The organism is Aliarcobacter trophiarum LMG 25534 (assembly GCF_003355515.1).
Lineage (GTDB): Bacteria > Campylobacterota > Campylobacteria > Campylobacterales > Arcobacteraceae > Aliarcobacter > Aliarcobacter trophiarum.
Genome location: NZ_CP031367.1, coordinates 1,854,872 through 1,869,630, shown reverse-complemented (window position 1 = coordinate 1,869,630; position 14,759 = coordinate 1,854,872). Strand labels below are relative to the sequence as shown.

The window sequence follows — 14,759 nt, the reverse complement described above, 5'->3', positions numbered from 1 at the left end:
ATAAAAATTATTGATATTAGTCAAACTAAACTATTTTGTGGTTATAATAGCAAGGTTTATCAAATATATTTTTTTTATATATTGGATTAGTTTTTAATTTAAAAAGTGTTAATTATATTTTTGTATAATTAATTTATTATAAAAATTTGGAGTAAAAGATGAATGCATCGGATTTATTTGTAAAAGCGTTAGAAAACGAAGGTGTTGAGTATATTTTTGGTGTTCCAGGTGAAGAGAATTTAGACTTCTTAGAAGCTATGAGAAAGTCAAATATCAAATTAATCTTAACAAGACATGAACAAGGTGCTGGATTTATGGCAGCAACTTATGGAAGATTAACAGGAAAAGTTGGAGTTTGTTTAGCAACTTTAGGCCCTGGAGCTACAAACTTTGCTACTTGTGCAGCATATGCACAATTAGGTGGAATGCCTATGATGATGATTACAGGTCAAAAACCTATTAAAAAATCAAAACAAGGTAGATTCCAAATCATTGATATTGTAAGAATGATGAGACCTATGACAAAATATGCAAAACAGATTGTAAATGTTCATAATATCCCATCTGTTGTAAGAGATGCATTTAAAATTGCTACAACTGAAAGACCAGGTGCTGTTCATATTGAGTTACCAGAAGATATTGCACACGAACCAGTAGATTCAGATACAACAATCTATCCTGTACACAATGTAAAATATCCAGCAGCAGTTGATGATGTTATTGCTGAGGCTGTTTCTATGATTGAAAAAGCAAAAAGACCATTACTTTTAATAGGTGCGGGTGCAAATAGAACAAGAATTGGAAATACATTAACAGATTTAGTAAATAAAACTGGAATGGCATTTTTCTCTACACAAATGGGGAAAGGTGTTGTTGATGAAAACCATCCAATGTGTTTAAGTGCGGCAGCATTAAGTAAAGATGATTTTGTTCACTGTGCAATTGATAGAGCAGATTTGATTATCAATGTAGGACATGATGTTATTGAAAAACCACCATTTTTTATGTCAAATAAAGAGGGTGCAACAAAAGTTATGCATGTAAACTTCTTTGCAAGTGAAGTAGATGATACATATTTCCCTCAAATGGATGTTGTAGGTGATATTGCATCTAATATTGCAAAAATTACAGAAAAAATTAAAGTTCAATCTCACTGGGATTTTGACTATTATACAAGAATGGCTGAAGAGATAAGAACAAGATTATCAAAATATTTTGGTGATAATAGATTCCCAATTTTACCTCAAAGAGCTGTAAGAGCTATTAGAAAAACTTTAGCTGATGAAGATATTGTAACTCTTGATAATGGTGTTTATAAATTATGGTTTGCAAGAAACTATAGATGTGCAAAACCAAATACTCTTTTACTTGATAATGCATTAGCAACTATGGGAGCTGGATTACCTTCAGGAATGATGGCAAAAATGATAAACCCAGAGAAAAAAGTAGTAAGTGTTTGTGGAGATGGTGGGTTTATGATGAACTCTCAAGAGATGGAAACTGCTGTTAGATTAGGAATTGATATGACAGTAATTATTCTAAATGATAATGCATATGGAATGATTAAGTGGAAACAAACAGGAATGGGATTTGAGTCATATGGACTTGACCTTGGAAACCCTGATTTTGTTAAGTATGCAGAATCTTATGGAGCTCATGGTTATAGACCAAAATCTGTTGAAGAGTTTGAAGCTACATTAGAAAAATGTGTAAATAGTAAAGGACTTCATTTGATTGATCTTGCAGTTGATTACTCTTTAAATCACTCAATCTTAAATGAGCTTTTACCACAAAAAACTTGTTTGGTATAATTAATACCGTTTCAAAGGGGCTTTAAAAAAAGCCCCTTTTTTTATTCTTAAAACTTTAAAAAAAGGAGAAAATATGAGCAAAATAGATGTTACATCACCATTTGATGGAAAAGTTGTAGGAAGTGTAAAATTTAACACTTTTGAAGAGGTTGAAGCTGCTATTGATCTAGCACATAAAACTTTTACAAATAAAGATGGGTGGTTACCAAAATACAAAAGAGTTGAAATTTTAGAAAATGTTATGAAAATTATGAGTTCTCAAGTTGAAGAGCTTACAATTCTTTGTGCAAGTGAGGGTGGAAAACCTTATATTGACTCAAAAGTTGAAATTTTAAGAGCAATAAATGGAATTAAAATAGCTATTGAATATTTAAGTGTATTTGAAGGAAAAGAAGTAGCTATGGGACACACAAATACAAGTGCAAATAGAATGGCTTATACATTTAAAGAACCAATAGGTGTTGTTGCTGCAATTTCTGCATTTAATCACCCTTTTAATCTTGCAGTTCACCAAGTAATTCCTGCAATTGCAGCTGGATGTCCAGTTATCATTAGACCAGCAACTCAAACTCCTATGAGTGCAGTTAGATTAGTAGAAATTCTTGAAGAGGCAGGTCTTCCAAAAGGATGGGCACAAGCTGTTGTTTGTGATAGAAAAGGTGGAGAGTTATTATCTACATCACCAAAAACTGCATTCTTGACATTTATTGGTTCAGGATCTGTTGGTTGGTATTTAAATTCAAAAGCTAGTGATGGAACAAGAGTTGTTTTAGAACATGGTGGAGTTGCACCAGTTATTGTTGAAGCTGATGCTGATATTGAAGATATGATTCCAGCACTTGCAAAGGGTGGGTTTTATCATGCTGGACAAGTTTGTGTATCTGTTCAAAGAGTATTTGTTCAAGAATCAATTTGTGAAGAAGTTGCTAGTAAATTAGCAACAGCAGCTTCAAAATTAATTGTTGGAAATCAGCTTGACCCTAAAACAGAAGTGGGACCACTAATTAATAATGCTGAGGTAGATAGAGTTGAAGAGTGGGTTAATGAAGCTGTTTCAAAAGGTGGAAAAATTTTAACTGGTGGAAAAAGAATAGGAGCTTCTTGTTTTGAGCCAACAGTTATTTTAAATCCAGCTGAAGATGCTTTAGTATCTACAAAAGAGGTGTTTGGACCTGTTGTTTGTATATATTCTTATAAAACTCTAGATGAAGCAATTGCTAGAGCAAATCAACTTGATGTATCTTTCCAAGCAGCTGTATTTACAAAAAATATTGATAATGCATTAAAAACTGTGAAAAGATTAAATGCAACTGCTGTAATGGTAAATGATCATACAGCATTTAGAGTTGATTGGATGCCATTTGGTGGAGCAAAAGTATCAGGACTTGGAATGGGTGGAATTCCACACTCAATGAATGATATGAGTGTTGAAAAAATGATGGTTATAAAATCTTCTGTTTTATAATTTGCGATTTTTTTAATACTTTAAAAGCTAAGGTTTTTACCTTAGCTTTTTTTATTTAAGAAATCTATTTAAAAGGATATAAAAGTGAATAGTTGGGAAGAGGTAATAAATTTAGAAAAACAAAAAGATTATTATAAAATATTAAAACAAGAGATTGATAGAAGGTATGAAACTTCAAGAGTTTTTCCAGAACAAAATGATATTTTTAGAGCTTTTTCTCTTACAAAACTTGATAACTTAAAAGTTGTAATTCTAGGACAGGACCCATACCATGGCTTCGGACAAGCACAAGGTTTAGCATTTTCAACTCCAGCAAATATTAAAAATCCACCTTCAATGCAAAATATTTTAAAAGAGATTTATGAAGATCTAGGAAAACCTTCAGTTTGTGTAAATGGAGATTTGTCACCTTGGGCAAGGCAAGGGGTTTTACTTTTAAATACAGTTTTAACTGTTGAAGAGGCAAAAGCAGGTAGCCATCAAAAATTAGGTTGGGAAGTATTTACAGATAATATTATTAAATATATTAGCCAAAATTGTAGTGATATGATTTTTTTACTTTGGGGAACTCCTGCTATAAGAAAAAAAGAATTAATAGATGAGACAAAACATTATATTTTGACTTCAGTTCATCCAAGTCCACTTAGTGCATATAGGGGTTTTTTTGGTTGTAAACACTTTTCAAGAGCAAATGATATTTTAGTATCACTAAAAAAAGAGGCTATTCTTTGGTAGAATTATTAAATATACCCATAACTCTTGATTTAATTTTTCCTAAAGATAGTTTTATAGCTGAATATTTCATAACTCTAGCAACCTCTTTCCATTTTTGTTTTTCATAACATGGAGATTTACAAGTTCTACACCTTGGTTTTATCTCATGTGGACAACCTTGAAGTCTATCAAAAGAGTAGTTTATCGCTGTAAAACACTCTTTACATAAGAGAAGCTCTAATTCAAACTCAGTTCCTCTATAAGTCTCTTTATGAAGTTTAAAAGTTTGATTTTCATGTTTATCTTTACAGTATAGTTCATAAAATTTTTTTAATGTATTTATCTCAATTTCAAATTTTTCGTGTGTCATTTTGCTAACTTTAACTTAAATTTTAGTATTTTTTCATACAATTGTGAATATAAAATTGACGGGGGTCAATAAGGAGAGTGAAGTGGATAATATTTCAAGAAAATATGATGATTATAAATATTTTAATTTTTTAGAAGAGAAAGATTTAGATAAGTTAAAAAGTATATCTTCAAAAAAAATGTATAAAAAAGATGAAATACTATTTTATAAAGGTGATGAGTCAAAATATCTTCATCTTCTAGTGCGAGGTATTGCAAAACTTTACACACATGATTTTAAGGATAATGAAGTGATAATTCATAATCTTACAGGCCCTGCATTAATAGCTGAAATAATGAATTATGAAGATATAAATTTTTTAGCAAATTGTTCTTTTGAGACAGATGCTGAAGTTATTTTAATTGATTATAACAAATTTAGAGAAGAGTTTTTACTAAAACCTGATATTGCAATGTTTTTTATAAAATCTCTTACAAAAAAGATAAAATTTTTGCAAAATTTTATAGATTATAATGTAAGTTTAAATAGTATGGAAAAGATTGCAAAATTTTTATATGAAAATGAAGAGCTTCTTCAAACTCTAAAACAGGTAAAAATAGCCCAAATTTTAAATATTACTCCAGAGACTTTTTCAAGACAATTGTCAAAACTAAAAAAAGAGCAAATTATAGAGAATGAAAAAGGACATATCAAAATATTAAATCATAATAAGTTACATAGCTTTATTGGTAATTTTTAGTGATAGCATTATTCAATAGTGTCTCTTTGGGACTTATTATCTTACTTCCTTTGGCAAATCCAATAACTACAGTTGCTCTATTTATTGCACTTAGCCATAATATGACAAAGCAAGAAAAAAATAGAGAAGCTTTTCTTGCTTCAGTTTATGTATTTTTTATTATAGTTATTTCATTCTATTTTGGACAGTTTATAATGAAAACCTTTGGGATATCTATTCCAGGTCTTAGAATAGCAGGTGGATTAATAGTTGCATATATTGGTTTTAGAATGCTTTTTCCTGCAAAAAAAGATGAAAATACTCAAGATAAGAAAGAGGAGAGTATAGCTTTTGTTCCACTTGCAATGCCAAGTACTGCAGGACCTGGAACAATTGCAATGGTTATTAGTATAGCCTCTAGTGTAAGTAGTGGACAAGCAAATTCTCCTATGTGGGTTATTTATACAGCCTCAATTTTGGTTCCTTTAATTCTTAGTATTATTTTGTGGTTTAGCTTGAGAAGTGCCGATGTAATTATGAAAATAGTTGGACAAAATGGAGTAGATGCAATTTCAAGAATTATGGGGTTTTTACTTGTTTGTATGGGAACACAATTTATGATAAATGGTGTAAAAGAGATAGTAATAAATTTTCCAAATTAAAATTAGGAATAAATATGAAGATATTATTTTCTCCTAGCGAGACAAAAAATAGTGGTGGGGATAAAAAGAATTTTGATAAAAATAGTGTTATATTTCCCGAACTTTTTAATAAAAGGTTAGAGATATTAAATTCTTATAATAATTTTTTAAAGACTGCTACCGTATCTGAGTTAGAAAAACTTTTTGGTACAAAAAAATATGATGTAATAGAAAAATATAAAATGAATATTTTTAAAAATCCACTTTTAAAAGCAATACAAAGATATGAAGGTGTTGCTTACGATTATTTGGATTATGAAAATTTAGATGAGAGCTCTAAAAAATATATAGATGAAAATGTTTTGATATTTTCAAACCTTTTTGGAGTAATAAAAGCGAGTGACCAGATTCCTGATTATAAACTGAAACAGGGTGAAACTTTTGAAAATCTAAAAATAGAGAAGTTTTACAATGAGAGTTTTAGTGATATTTTGGATAAATATTTAGAAGATGAAGATATTTTAGACTTAAGAGCAGGATTTTATGAAAAATTTTATACCATAAAAAAACCATACTATACTATGAAATTTATAAAAGATGGAAAAGTTGTAAGTCACTTTGCAAAGGCTTATAGAGGGGAGATTCTAAAAATAATTGCACAAAAAAAGATAAATTTTTTTGGTGAACTCCTACAAATAAATATCCCAAATCTAAATCTTATTGAGATAAAAGAGCAAGGTTTTAAAAAGGAGATAGTTTTTATTATAAATTAGTTTTTATATATTTGTTAATTAATGTAACAGTTTAGAAAAAACTTATAAAATTCTACACATAAATAGTTTTGGAACAAAATAATCTTTATAAGTACCAATAAATCGTAAATTATTTTTATCATTATTTTCAATCAAGACAAGTTCAATCCTTTTTTGGATATTTCTTTATTAAAATATAAGTTTTATTGGAATACATTCTTAAAAGATTGTCTATATTTTAAGTAGGAGGATATATGAACGATAATATGGAGAGAGTGAGGGAAGTTTTTACTCAAAAATCAACTAGAGTTGATACAAATAAAGGTGAAGAGTTTTATAACTCTTTGTTTGAGAAATCAAAAGCAAGACTTCAATCTTTAAGAGAACAAGAACCTCTAAAAGATATTGATATGATGGATATTATTGATAGTGAGGGAATAAATAGAAGAGATTTTATGAAGTGGGTTAGTGCAACAACTGCTACATTGATGCTTCCACCTATGTTTGCTCCGCTTGTTGCTGAAGCAACAGAGCTTATGAATAGAGTTCCCGTTGTTTGGATAGAGCTACAAGATTGTGCTGGAAATTCTGAAGCTCTTTTAAGAAGCTCAGCTCCAACAGTTGATGATTTACTATTTGATGTATTAAGCCTAGAATTTCATGAAACTTTACAAGCATGTGCAGGTCATGATGCTGATAAGCAACTAGAAGAGGCAGTACATCTTTATAAAGGAAAATATCTTCTATTTGTTGAAGGAGCAATTCCTATGGCAAATAATGGTCAATATGGTACGATTGGTGCTAGTGGTGAGACCTTTTATGAGCACTTAATGAGAATGTCAAAAGATGCAGCAGCAGTTGTTGCAGTTGGTACTTGTGCTACATTTGGTGGAGTTCCAGCAGCTTCTCCAAATCCAACAGGTGCTGTAGGAGTTATGGATTTAGTAAAAGGGAAAGCTATTGTAAATATTCCAGCATGTCCTGCAAATCCAGCAAATATGGTTGGTGTTATATTACATTATGTTTTAACAGGGCAAGTTCCTGAACTAGATTCACTTCTAAGACCAAAATTTGCCTTTGGTTATAGAATTCATGATAATTGTGAAAGAAGAGCTCACTTTGATGCAGGTGAGTTTGTTGAAGAGTGGGGAGATGAAGGTGCTAAAAATAATTGGTGTTTATATAAAGTTGGATGTAAAGGCCCAATGACTTTTAATAACTGTTCAATTGTAAGATACAATGATGGAGTAAATTGGCCAGTTGGGGTAGGAAGAGGTTGTATAGGATGTAGTGAACCAGATTTTTGGGATAAATATGCTTATGAACGACCAATGGCAACAGCAAGAATAAAAGCACCAACAGGTGGAGTTGAGAAAACTGTTGATCAGTTTGGTTTGGGACTTTTAACTGCAACAGCAGTTGGTATTGGAGTTCATGCAATTGCTAGTGTAGTTGCTGGAAAAAAAGCAGATGAAAACAAGGAGATATAATGGTAAAGAAACACTTAGTAGTAGATCCAATCACAAGGATTGAGGGGCATCTTAGAATTGAGGCAATTATTGATGAAAACAATATTATAACAGATGCTTTTTCATCTTCAACAATGTTTAGAGGTATAGAAGAGATTTTAAAAGGAAGAGACCCTAGAGATTGTGGCTTATTAGCTATGAGAATTTGTGGAGTTTGTACAGGAACTCATTATCAAAGAAGTATAGAAGCAGTTGAAGATGCCTTTAATATAACTATTCCAAAAAATGCAAGATTAGTAAGAAATCTTATTCAAGGTGCTTTATATCTTCATGACCATGTTGTACATTTTTATCATCTTCATGCTCTCGATTGGGTTGATATTACAAAAGCACTTGATGCAGACCCAAAAGCAACAGTAGCTGAAGCTCAAAAATGGGCAGCTCTTTCAAACCAAAGAGCTTGGAATGCTAGTGAAGATGTATATATCCAAGTAAAAGAGAGAGTTCAAAAATATATAAAACAAGGAAGATTAGGTATTTTTGGAAATGCTTATTGGGGAAGTGATGGTTTCAAATTAACTCCTGAACAGAATTTAATAGGGCTTTCTCACTATCTTGACGCTCTTGAACTTCAAAGAGAGTTGGCAAAAATGATGGCTATCTTCGGGGGTAAAAACCCTCATCCACAATCTTTTGTTGTAGGTGGAGTTACTTGTGTTCAAGATATTAAAAATCCTGCAAGAATTGCCGAATTCAAACAGTTACTTAAAAAAGGAAGAAAGTTTATAAAAGAGGCATATTTACCTGATGTTTATATGGCTGGAACTATGTATGGGGAAGAGGCCTTAAATGGAACTGGTGGAGGATTAGGAAACTATATGACTTATGGTGGATTTAATCTTGATGATTTACCATTTTATAAATCACAAAAACTTTTTCCTACTGGAATTGTAAAGAATAAAGATTTAAGCAAAGTTTATAAAGTAGATGAAGCAAAAATTACTGAAGATGTGACTCATGCTTGGTATAAAGGAAATACAAATCTTCATCCATTTGATGGTGTAACAGAGCCAAACTACACAGGTTTTGGTAAAAAAGAGGATAATATCGCATATTTGGATACACAAAATAAATACTCATGGATTAAATCTCCACTTTATGATGATGAGAGAATGGAAGTAGGTCCACTTGCTAGAATGATTGTAGGGTATGCTTCAAATGATGAAAGAATTAAAAAATATGTGACAAATTTTTTAACAAATGCAAATCTTCCTGCAACAGTATTATTTTCAACAGTCGGGAGAACAGCTGCTCGTGCAATAGAGAGTGAGTTAATGTCTGATATTATGATGGAATGGATAGATGAGTTAGCTTTAAATACAGCAAATGGAGATTTATCAACATGGACAGAGTTCGATTTTAATACAGTTGCAAAAGATGCAAAAGGAATTGGTCTTGAAGAGGCTCCTCGAGGAGCTTTGGGACACTGGGTTAAGATAAAAGATGGAAAAGTTGCAAATTATCAAACTGTTGTTCCATCAACATGGAATGCGGCTCCAAGAGATTATAAAGGAAGAATGGGAGCTTATGAAGCTGCTTTAATTGGTACGAAAGTTGCAAATGTTGAGCAACCTTTGGAAATTTTAAGAACTATTCATAGTTTTGATCCTTGTATTGCTTGTGCAGTTCATATTATTGATACAAATGGTAAAGAGCTTGGTGTTTATAAAGTAAATCCAATTTAAGGGGCAATTTATGGCAAAAAATATAGAGATAAAAAGAATGACAGGAACTATGAGAATAGTTCACTGGGTTACATTTTTTAGTATGATAGCTGCGGTTATCACTGGTTTATATATTGGTCATCCATATTATCAAACATTTATAGCAGACCCTGCTGTTGATAAATATGTTATGGCATGGAATAGATGGGCCCATTTTATTGTTGCTATCATATTTGATGTAACCGCCGTTTTAGTTGGTTATTTATACTTTTTTTCAAGATTTGAAAAGCCTTATAAAAAACTAATACCAAATAAACAAAATATTGTTGAGTTTTTTGAGGTATTTTTAAATCTAATTACACTTAATAGAAGAAAAAAGTTTGATTCAAGCCATAGTGATAGTTTTAATATTGTATTTTTTACAATTTTTCATCTATTGTTAGTATTTATGCTATTTTCTGGACTTCAGCTATATGTTCATGGACTTGCATCTGGACATAGCTCTATTGGAACTTGGTGGCCAACAATGCTTCATTTGGTTACTGATTGGACACTGTATGTTTTTGGTGGAAATATTGGGGTTAGAATAGCACATCATTATACTATGTATTTTATACTTGTTTGGGTAATGATACATATTTACTACCAAGTTTGGAGAACAATTTTCTGGAAAGAGGGTGATATTGCTATAGTATTTGGTGGAAGTAAGTTTGTAAAAGAAGAGGAGAAGTAAGGTTTAAGCTTATGCTTAAGCCTTTTAAATATTTATATGAAAGATACAATTATAATTGGTGTTGGAAATATGCTCTTTAAAGATGAGGGTATAGGAATTTATGCAAGTGAATATATAAAGCAGAATTATCAATTTGGTGAAGGTTTAGAAATTATTGATGGTGGAACATTGGGATTTAAACTAATGGCATATTTTCAAGAGTATAAAAATGTCATTATTTTAGATACTGTCTCTATTGATGATGAAGTTGGAAGTATATTTAGGCTTCCTAGTGATGTTTTATTAGGACTTGGGAAATATAGAAAAACTGCTCATGAAGTAGAAATTGTGGAGATGCTAGAGATTGTCTCCGTTTTAGATTCTTATGCAAATGTTACAATTATAGGAGTAGTTCCACAAGATATACAAAGTGTTGAAATAGGGCTTACAAAACTTATGGAAGAAAAATTCCCACTTTTTATAGAAACTTCTTTAAAAGAGATAGAAAGTTTAGGTTTTAAACTTACAAAAAGGTCAGATATAAGTGTTGAAGATATTGTAAAAAGTTTAATTGGAAGTTATAATGGTTCTCATCTAACTAGAATTCCTAATGAAGAGGATTTCACTCATGAAGTTAATCTATAAAATAGAATATAACTCAACTTCTTTTTATTTTAAAAGATTAATAGATGAGGTTATAAATTACTCAAATATAAATGCAAATACAAAACAATATTTTGGGTTTATTCTAATATTTATTGATGATGAGCTTAAAAATATTGAAAAGCTTTTCTCAAATTTAGAGACAAATCTTCCTTATTCTATGTTTTTAAAGAAATCTTACTTGATTGAAGATTTCGATGAAAATGACAAAGAATTAGAAGATAAAAATATAAAAGAGAATTTTGAGATTTTAACAAATATAAAAGTTAAAAGAATTTTAGAAAATTCTAATTTTGATTATTTAAGCCAAATTGTAGAGTTAAACAAAAATAAGCTTATTGAGTTTGAAGAGTTAAAATTATTTTTACCAAATAAAGAGATAATAAAAGAGTTTTTAAAGAGTGATCTAGAGATAAAATTGTTACTTATAAATAGTAGAGTTTTAAATGATTTATTTATTATAGAAAATGATGAACTAAATCTTTTATGTTCAATTGAAAGACCTTTAGTTAAATTAAAACTAAAAAATATAGATGAAAATATTTCAAAGAGTGGTTATATTTTTACAAGAGTTGTAAACTCTTTTAAAGAAGTTGAGCTGTCAAAAGCATTAAAAGAACAAAATATTGATTATATTTTATATACAACTAAAAAAGATGAGTTAAAAGCCTCTAGTTTTGAAGGAGTAAATCTCATTATTTGTGATGATGAAACTTTGTATCCAAAATATGATTATAAAAAAGATATAGTTTTTAATTCAAGTAGTGAATATTTAAACTCTTTTTCAAATATTTATAATGCAGTTTTACATGAGCATAATCTTTTAGATAAAAACTCTATTGGAGCTTATTTTTCATTGAATTCTAAAAATAGTTTTGTAGATATAAGAGTTGTAAATGAAGAAGAAAAAAGAGTAATATATATTCCAGATATTGAATCTAATATGAACCAAATTTTGGAAGATATATCTTGTATGGATGAAAATTGTAGAAGGTTGGTTGATAACTTTTTAAAGAAATTTCCTTATACGAAAGATATAAAACTTTCACAAAACAGTGGTTTTTATACTATCCTAGAAACTATAACTAAACTTTTAAACTTAGAAGAAGTAAAAGATTTTGAAGATTTAGCTCTAAATAGTGGCTATGTTGATGCTTTACAAATTGATATGAAATTAATTAAAATTGATAATAAAAACTATTTAGATTATAGAAGAGTTATTCAATCAGTTATGTCGTATAAAATGGCGGATGTTTCAAATGAGATACTTAGTTTCTCTTTTTATGAATTTTTAGGTGAATTTTTAATAGATTACTTAAGAGAAATAGCAAGAAAAACAAAAGCAAAAGATATAGTTTTATGTGGGAATATTTTTTCAAATAGACAAATTTTCCATAAGGTTTATAAAGAACTTAGTAAAAAATATAATATAATCTTACCAAAAGAGTATGCAATGGATTACATATAAGTAAGAAAATAAGAGTTTATGGAACTGTTCAAGGGGTTGGATTTCGTCCTTTTGTATATAATTTAGCAATAAAACACAATCTTTATGGTTATGTAAATAATGATAATATTGGCGTAAATATAGAAGTCTTTGGAGAGACTAATGATATTTTTAGTTTTTTAGAAGAGTTAAAAAATAATCCTCCACCTCTTGCTGTTATTGATGATATTAAAATAGAAGATTCGAATAAACAATTTTCTGAGTTTAAAATAGAAAATAGTAATAGTTCTGATAATAAAACAACTACAATTCCTAGTGATATAGCTATTTGTGAAGATTGTATAGATGATATTTTTGATAAAAATAATTTTAGATATTTATACCCTTTGACAAACTGTACAAATTGTGGTCCTAGATACTCCATAACCAAAACTATTCCTTATGATAGAGAAAACAGTGCTTTAAAGGATTTTTATCTTTGTAAAAAGTGTCAAAATGAGTTTGAAAATCCAATAAATAGGAGATACCATGCACAAGCAATTTCATGTGATGAGTGTGGACCAACAACTTTTTTATATAACAATAATAAAACTTTAATTGCATCAAAAATAGATGCTATAAATTTAGCTTCAAAATATATAAATGATGGAAAAATTTTAGCAATAAAAAGTATGGGAGGATTTCATATAGTTTGTGATGCCTCAAATAATAAAACTATAATAAAGCTAAGAGAGTTTAAGAAAAGGGCTACAAAACCTTTTGCTGTTATGTTTAAAGATATAAATTTCTTAAAAGAGTATGCTATATGTTCACAAATAGAGGAAAATATTTTAAGTTCAAAACAAAGACCAATAGTTTTATTAGAAAAAAAAGATAATAGAGATTTATTAAATCTTGTAGCCCCAAATATAAAAAGAATTGGTTGTTTCTTACCAAATAGTGCTTTACACTATATTTTATTTGAAAACCTATTTAAGCCAATTATTGCAACTAGTGCAAATTTAAAAGGTGAACCAATAATCACAGCAAAAGAGGATATTTTTTTAAAACTGAATAATTTAGTTGATTTTGTACTTGATTATAATAGAGAGATATTAAATAGTTGTGATGATTCAATAGTGCAAGTTACTACTGATGAAAAAATAATAAAACTTAGAAATAGTAGAGGCTATGCTCCAAATAGTTTAAAAGTCAATAGTAGATTTAGTAAGAAAATATTAAGTTTAGGTGCAAATCAAAAATCAACTTTTAGTATAGCTTTTGATAATAAAATTATTACAACTCCATATTTGGGGGATTTAGATTCTATTGCTTCAATAGAAAACTATAAAAAAACCGTAGAAAATTTCCTCTGTTTCTATGATTTTACACCTGAAATTATTGTCTGTGATAAACATCCAAAATATGAGAGTACAAAATTTGCTTTTGAGTTAAAGCATAAAAATCCAAATTTAAAATTAGTTCAAGTACAACATCACTATGCACATGTTTTGGCAGTTTTAGCAGAAAACTCTATAAAAGAAGATGTTTTAGCCTTTGTTTTTGATGGGACAGGATATGGGGATGATAAAAATATTTGGGGAGGCGAAGTATTTATTGCAAATTCAAAAGAGTATAAAAGAGCTTATCATCTAAAATATTTTAAACTTTTAGGGGGAGAACTAGCTATAAAAGAGCCAAAAAGAGTTGCATTATCACTGCTTTTTGATAGTTTTACATTAGAAGAAGTTTTAAATTTAAATCTATCTTGCTTGAATTTATTTGAAAAAGAAGAGATAAAAACATTATATACACTTTGGCAGAAAAGTTTAAACTCACCACTTACAAGCTCTCTTGGGAGATTGTTTGATGCAGTTTGTTCACTTGCTAATATTTTACATATACAAGAGTATGAAGGAGAAACTGGTCTTTGTATAGAAAATTTATATAATGAGAATATAAAAGAGTTTTTCTCTTATGAGATTGTCGATAATATTATTGATTTTTCAAAAATGATAAAAGAGATTGTAAAAGAAGAGAGTAAAAAAGATAAAAAAGCTATTGCTTCAAAATTTATAAATACAGTTGTAAATATGGTTATTGATATTTCCAATAGTTATAAAGGGATGCCAATAATTTTATGTGGTGGAGTATTTCAAAACAGAACTTTAGTGGAGATTTTATTAAAAGAGCTTAATAAAATGAATAGAGATGTTTATTTAGGAGAGAAATATAGCCCAAATGATGAAGCTATAAGTTTGGGTCAAGTATATTTCCAATTATAAAATTAAATA

Annotated in this window: 13 protein-coding genes; 12 read left to right on the top strand and 1 reads right to left on the bottom strand. The window is 29.3% G+C overall.

Annotation, left to right across the window (positions count from 1 at the left end; genetic code table 11):
- The first annotated feature begins 158 nt into the window (after window positions 1–158).
- From ATR_RS09600 to ung, 3 genes are all read left to right on the top strand, one after another.
- On the top strand, window positions 159–1,811 hold the full coding sequence (locus ATR_RS09600; protein ID WP_115429289.1) for an acetolactate synthase large subunit: 1,653 nt from the start codon (window positions 159–161) through the stop codon (window positions 1,809–1,811).
- A 73-nt stretch (window positions 1,812–1,884) separates the two neighbouring features.
- Window positions 1,885–3,276 (top strand): aldehyde dehydrogenase family protein, encoded by a 1,392-nt coding sequence (locus ATR_RS09595; protein WP_115429287.1) that lies wholly within the window; start codon window positions 1,885–1,887, stop codon window positions 3,274–3,276.
- Window positions 3,277–3,360: 84 nt separating this feature from the next.
- Window positions 3,361–4,011 (top strand): uracil-DNA glycosylase, encoded by a 651-nt coding sequence (gene ung / locus ATR_RS09590; RefSeq protein WP_115429286.1) that lies wholly within the window; start codon window positions 3,361–3,363, stop codon window positions 4,009–4,011.
- On the opposite strand, the gene ATR_RS09585 is transcribed toward ung, so the two are convergent.
- A complete protein-coding gene (locus ATR_RS09585) occupies window positions 3,998–4,360 on the bottom strand; it encodes a nitrous oxide-stimulated promoter family protein (protein ID WP_115429284.1) in 363 nt (120 codons plus the stop codon). The two genes, ung and ATR_RS09585, sit on opposite strands and share 14 nt — an antisense overlap.
- An 82-nt stretch (window positions 4,361–4,442) precedes the next feature.
- Here ATR_RS09585 and ATR_RS09580 point away from each other — a divergent pair, with 82 nt between their 5' ends.
- From ATR_RS09580 to hypF, 9 genes are all read left to right on the top strand, one after another.
- Entirely contained in the window at window positions 4,443–5,099 is a 657-nt protein-coding gene (locus ATR_RS09580; protein WP_228254232.1) for a Crp/Fnr family transcriptional regulator, read from the top strand.
- Entirely contained in the window at window positions 5,099–5,740 is a 642-nt protein-coding gene (locus tag ATR_RS09575) for a MarC family NAAT transporter (protein WP_115429282.1), read from the top strand. Before ATR_RS09580 ends, ATR_RS09575 begins: the two co-directional genes overlap by 1 nt.
- A 14-nt stretch (window positions 5,741–5,754) precedes the next feature.
- The gene (locus tag ATR_RS09570; protein WP_115429280.1) at window positions 5,755–6,492 is read left to right on the top strand and encodes a YaaA family protein; all 738 of its coding nucleotides are present in this window, start codon (window positions 5,755–5,757) and stop codon (window positions 6,490–6,492) included.
- Between the two features lie 233 nt (window positions 6,493–6,725).
- Entirely contained in the window at window positions 6,726–7,961 is a 1,236-nt protein-coding gene (locus ATR_RS09565; protein WP_115429278.1) for a hydrogenase small subunit, read from the top strand.
- Window positions 7,961–9,685 carry a nickel-dependent hydrogenase large subunit gene (locus tag ATR_RS09560; protein WP_115429276.1) on the top strand — a complete coding sequence of 575 codons (1,725 nt, stop codon included), beginning with the start codon at window positions 7,961–7,963 and terminating at the stop codon, window positions 9,683–9,685. Before ATR_RS09565 ends, ATR_RS09560 begins: the two co-directional genes overlap by 1 nt.
- A 10-nt stretch (window positions 9,686–9,695) precedes the next feature.
- Window positions 9,696–10,397 (top strand): cytochrome b/b6 domain-containing protein, encoded by a 702-nt coding sequence (locus ATR_RS09555; protein WP_115429274.1) that lies wholly within the window; start codon window positions 9,696–9,698, stop codon window positions 10,395–10,397.
- A 36-nt stretch (window positions 10,398–10,433) separates the two neighbouring features.
- Window positions 10,434–11,021 carry a HyaD/HybD family hydrogenase maturation endopeptidase gene (locus tag ATR_RS09550; RefSeq protein ID WP_115429272.1) on the top strand — a complete coding sequence of 196 codons (588 nt, stop codon included), beginning with the start codon at window positions 10,434–10,436 and terminating at the stop codon, window positions 11,019–11,021.
- Window positions 11,005–12,507 carry a Kae1-like domain-containing protein gene (locus ATR_RS09545; RefSeq protein ID WP_115429270.1) on the top strand — a complete coding sequence of 501 codons (1,503 nt, stop codon included), beginning with the start codon at window positions 11,005–11,007 and terminating at the stop codon, window positions 12,505–12,507. Before ATR_RS09550 ends, ATR_RS09545 begins: the two co-directional genes overlap by 17 nt.
- Window positions 12,504–14,750, top strand: a complete 2,247-nt coding sequence (hypF, locus tag ATR_RS09540) for a carbamoyltransferase HypF (RefSeq protein WP_115429268.1) — start codon at window positions 12,504–12,506, stop codon at window positions 14,748–14,750. Before ATR_RS09545 ends, hypF begins: the two co-directional genes overlap by 4 nt.
- Window positions 14,751–14,759 lie beyond the last annotated feature (9 nt).

Excerpts from the sequence above, each read along its gene's own strand:
- ATR_RS09600 (WP_115429289.1), top strand. The coding sequence starts at position 159 with ATGAATGCATCGGATTTATTTGTAAAAGCGTTAGAAAACGAAGGTGTT.
- ATR_RS09595 (WP_115429287.1), top strand. The coding sequence starts at position 1,885 with ATGAGCAAAATAGATGTTACATCACCATTTGATGGAAAAGTTGTAGGA.
- ATR_RS09585 (WP_115429284.1), bottom strand. The coding sequence starts at position 4,360 with ATGACACACGAAAAATTTGAAATTGAGATAAATACATTAAAAAAATTT.
- ATR_RS09570 (WP_115429280.1), top strand. The coding sequence starts at position 5,755 with ATGAAGATATTATTTTCTCCTAGCGAGACAAAAAATAGTGGTGGGGAT.
- ATR_RS09565 (WP_115429278.1), top strand. The coding sequence starts at position 6,726 with ATGAACGATAATATGGAGAGAGTGAGGGAAGTTTTTACTCAAAAATCA.
- ATR_RS09560 (WP_115429276.1), top strand. The coding sequence starts at position 7,961 with ATGGTAAAGAAACACTTAGTAGTAGATCCAATCACAAGGATTGAGGGG.
- ATR_RS09555 (WP_115429274.1), top strand. The coding sequence starts at position 9,696 with ATGGCAAAAAATATAGAGATAAAAAGAATGACAGGAACTATGAGAATA.
- ATR_RS09550 (WP_115429272.1), top strand. The coding sequence starts at position 10,434 with ATGAAAGATACAATTATAATTGGTGTTGGAAATATGCTCTTTAAAGAT.
- ATR_RS09545 (WP_115429270.1), top strand. The coding sequence starts at position 11,005 with ATGAAGTTAATCTATAAAATAGAATATAACTCAACTTCTTTTTATTTT.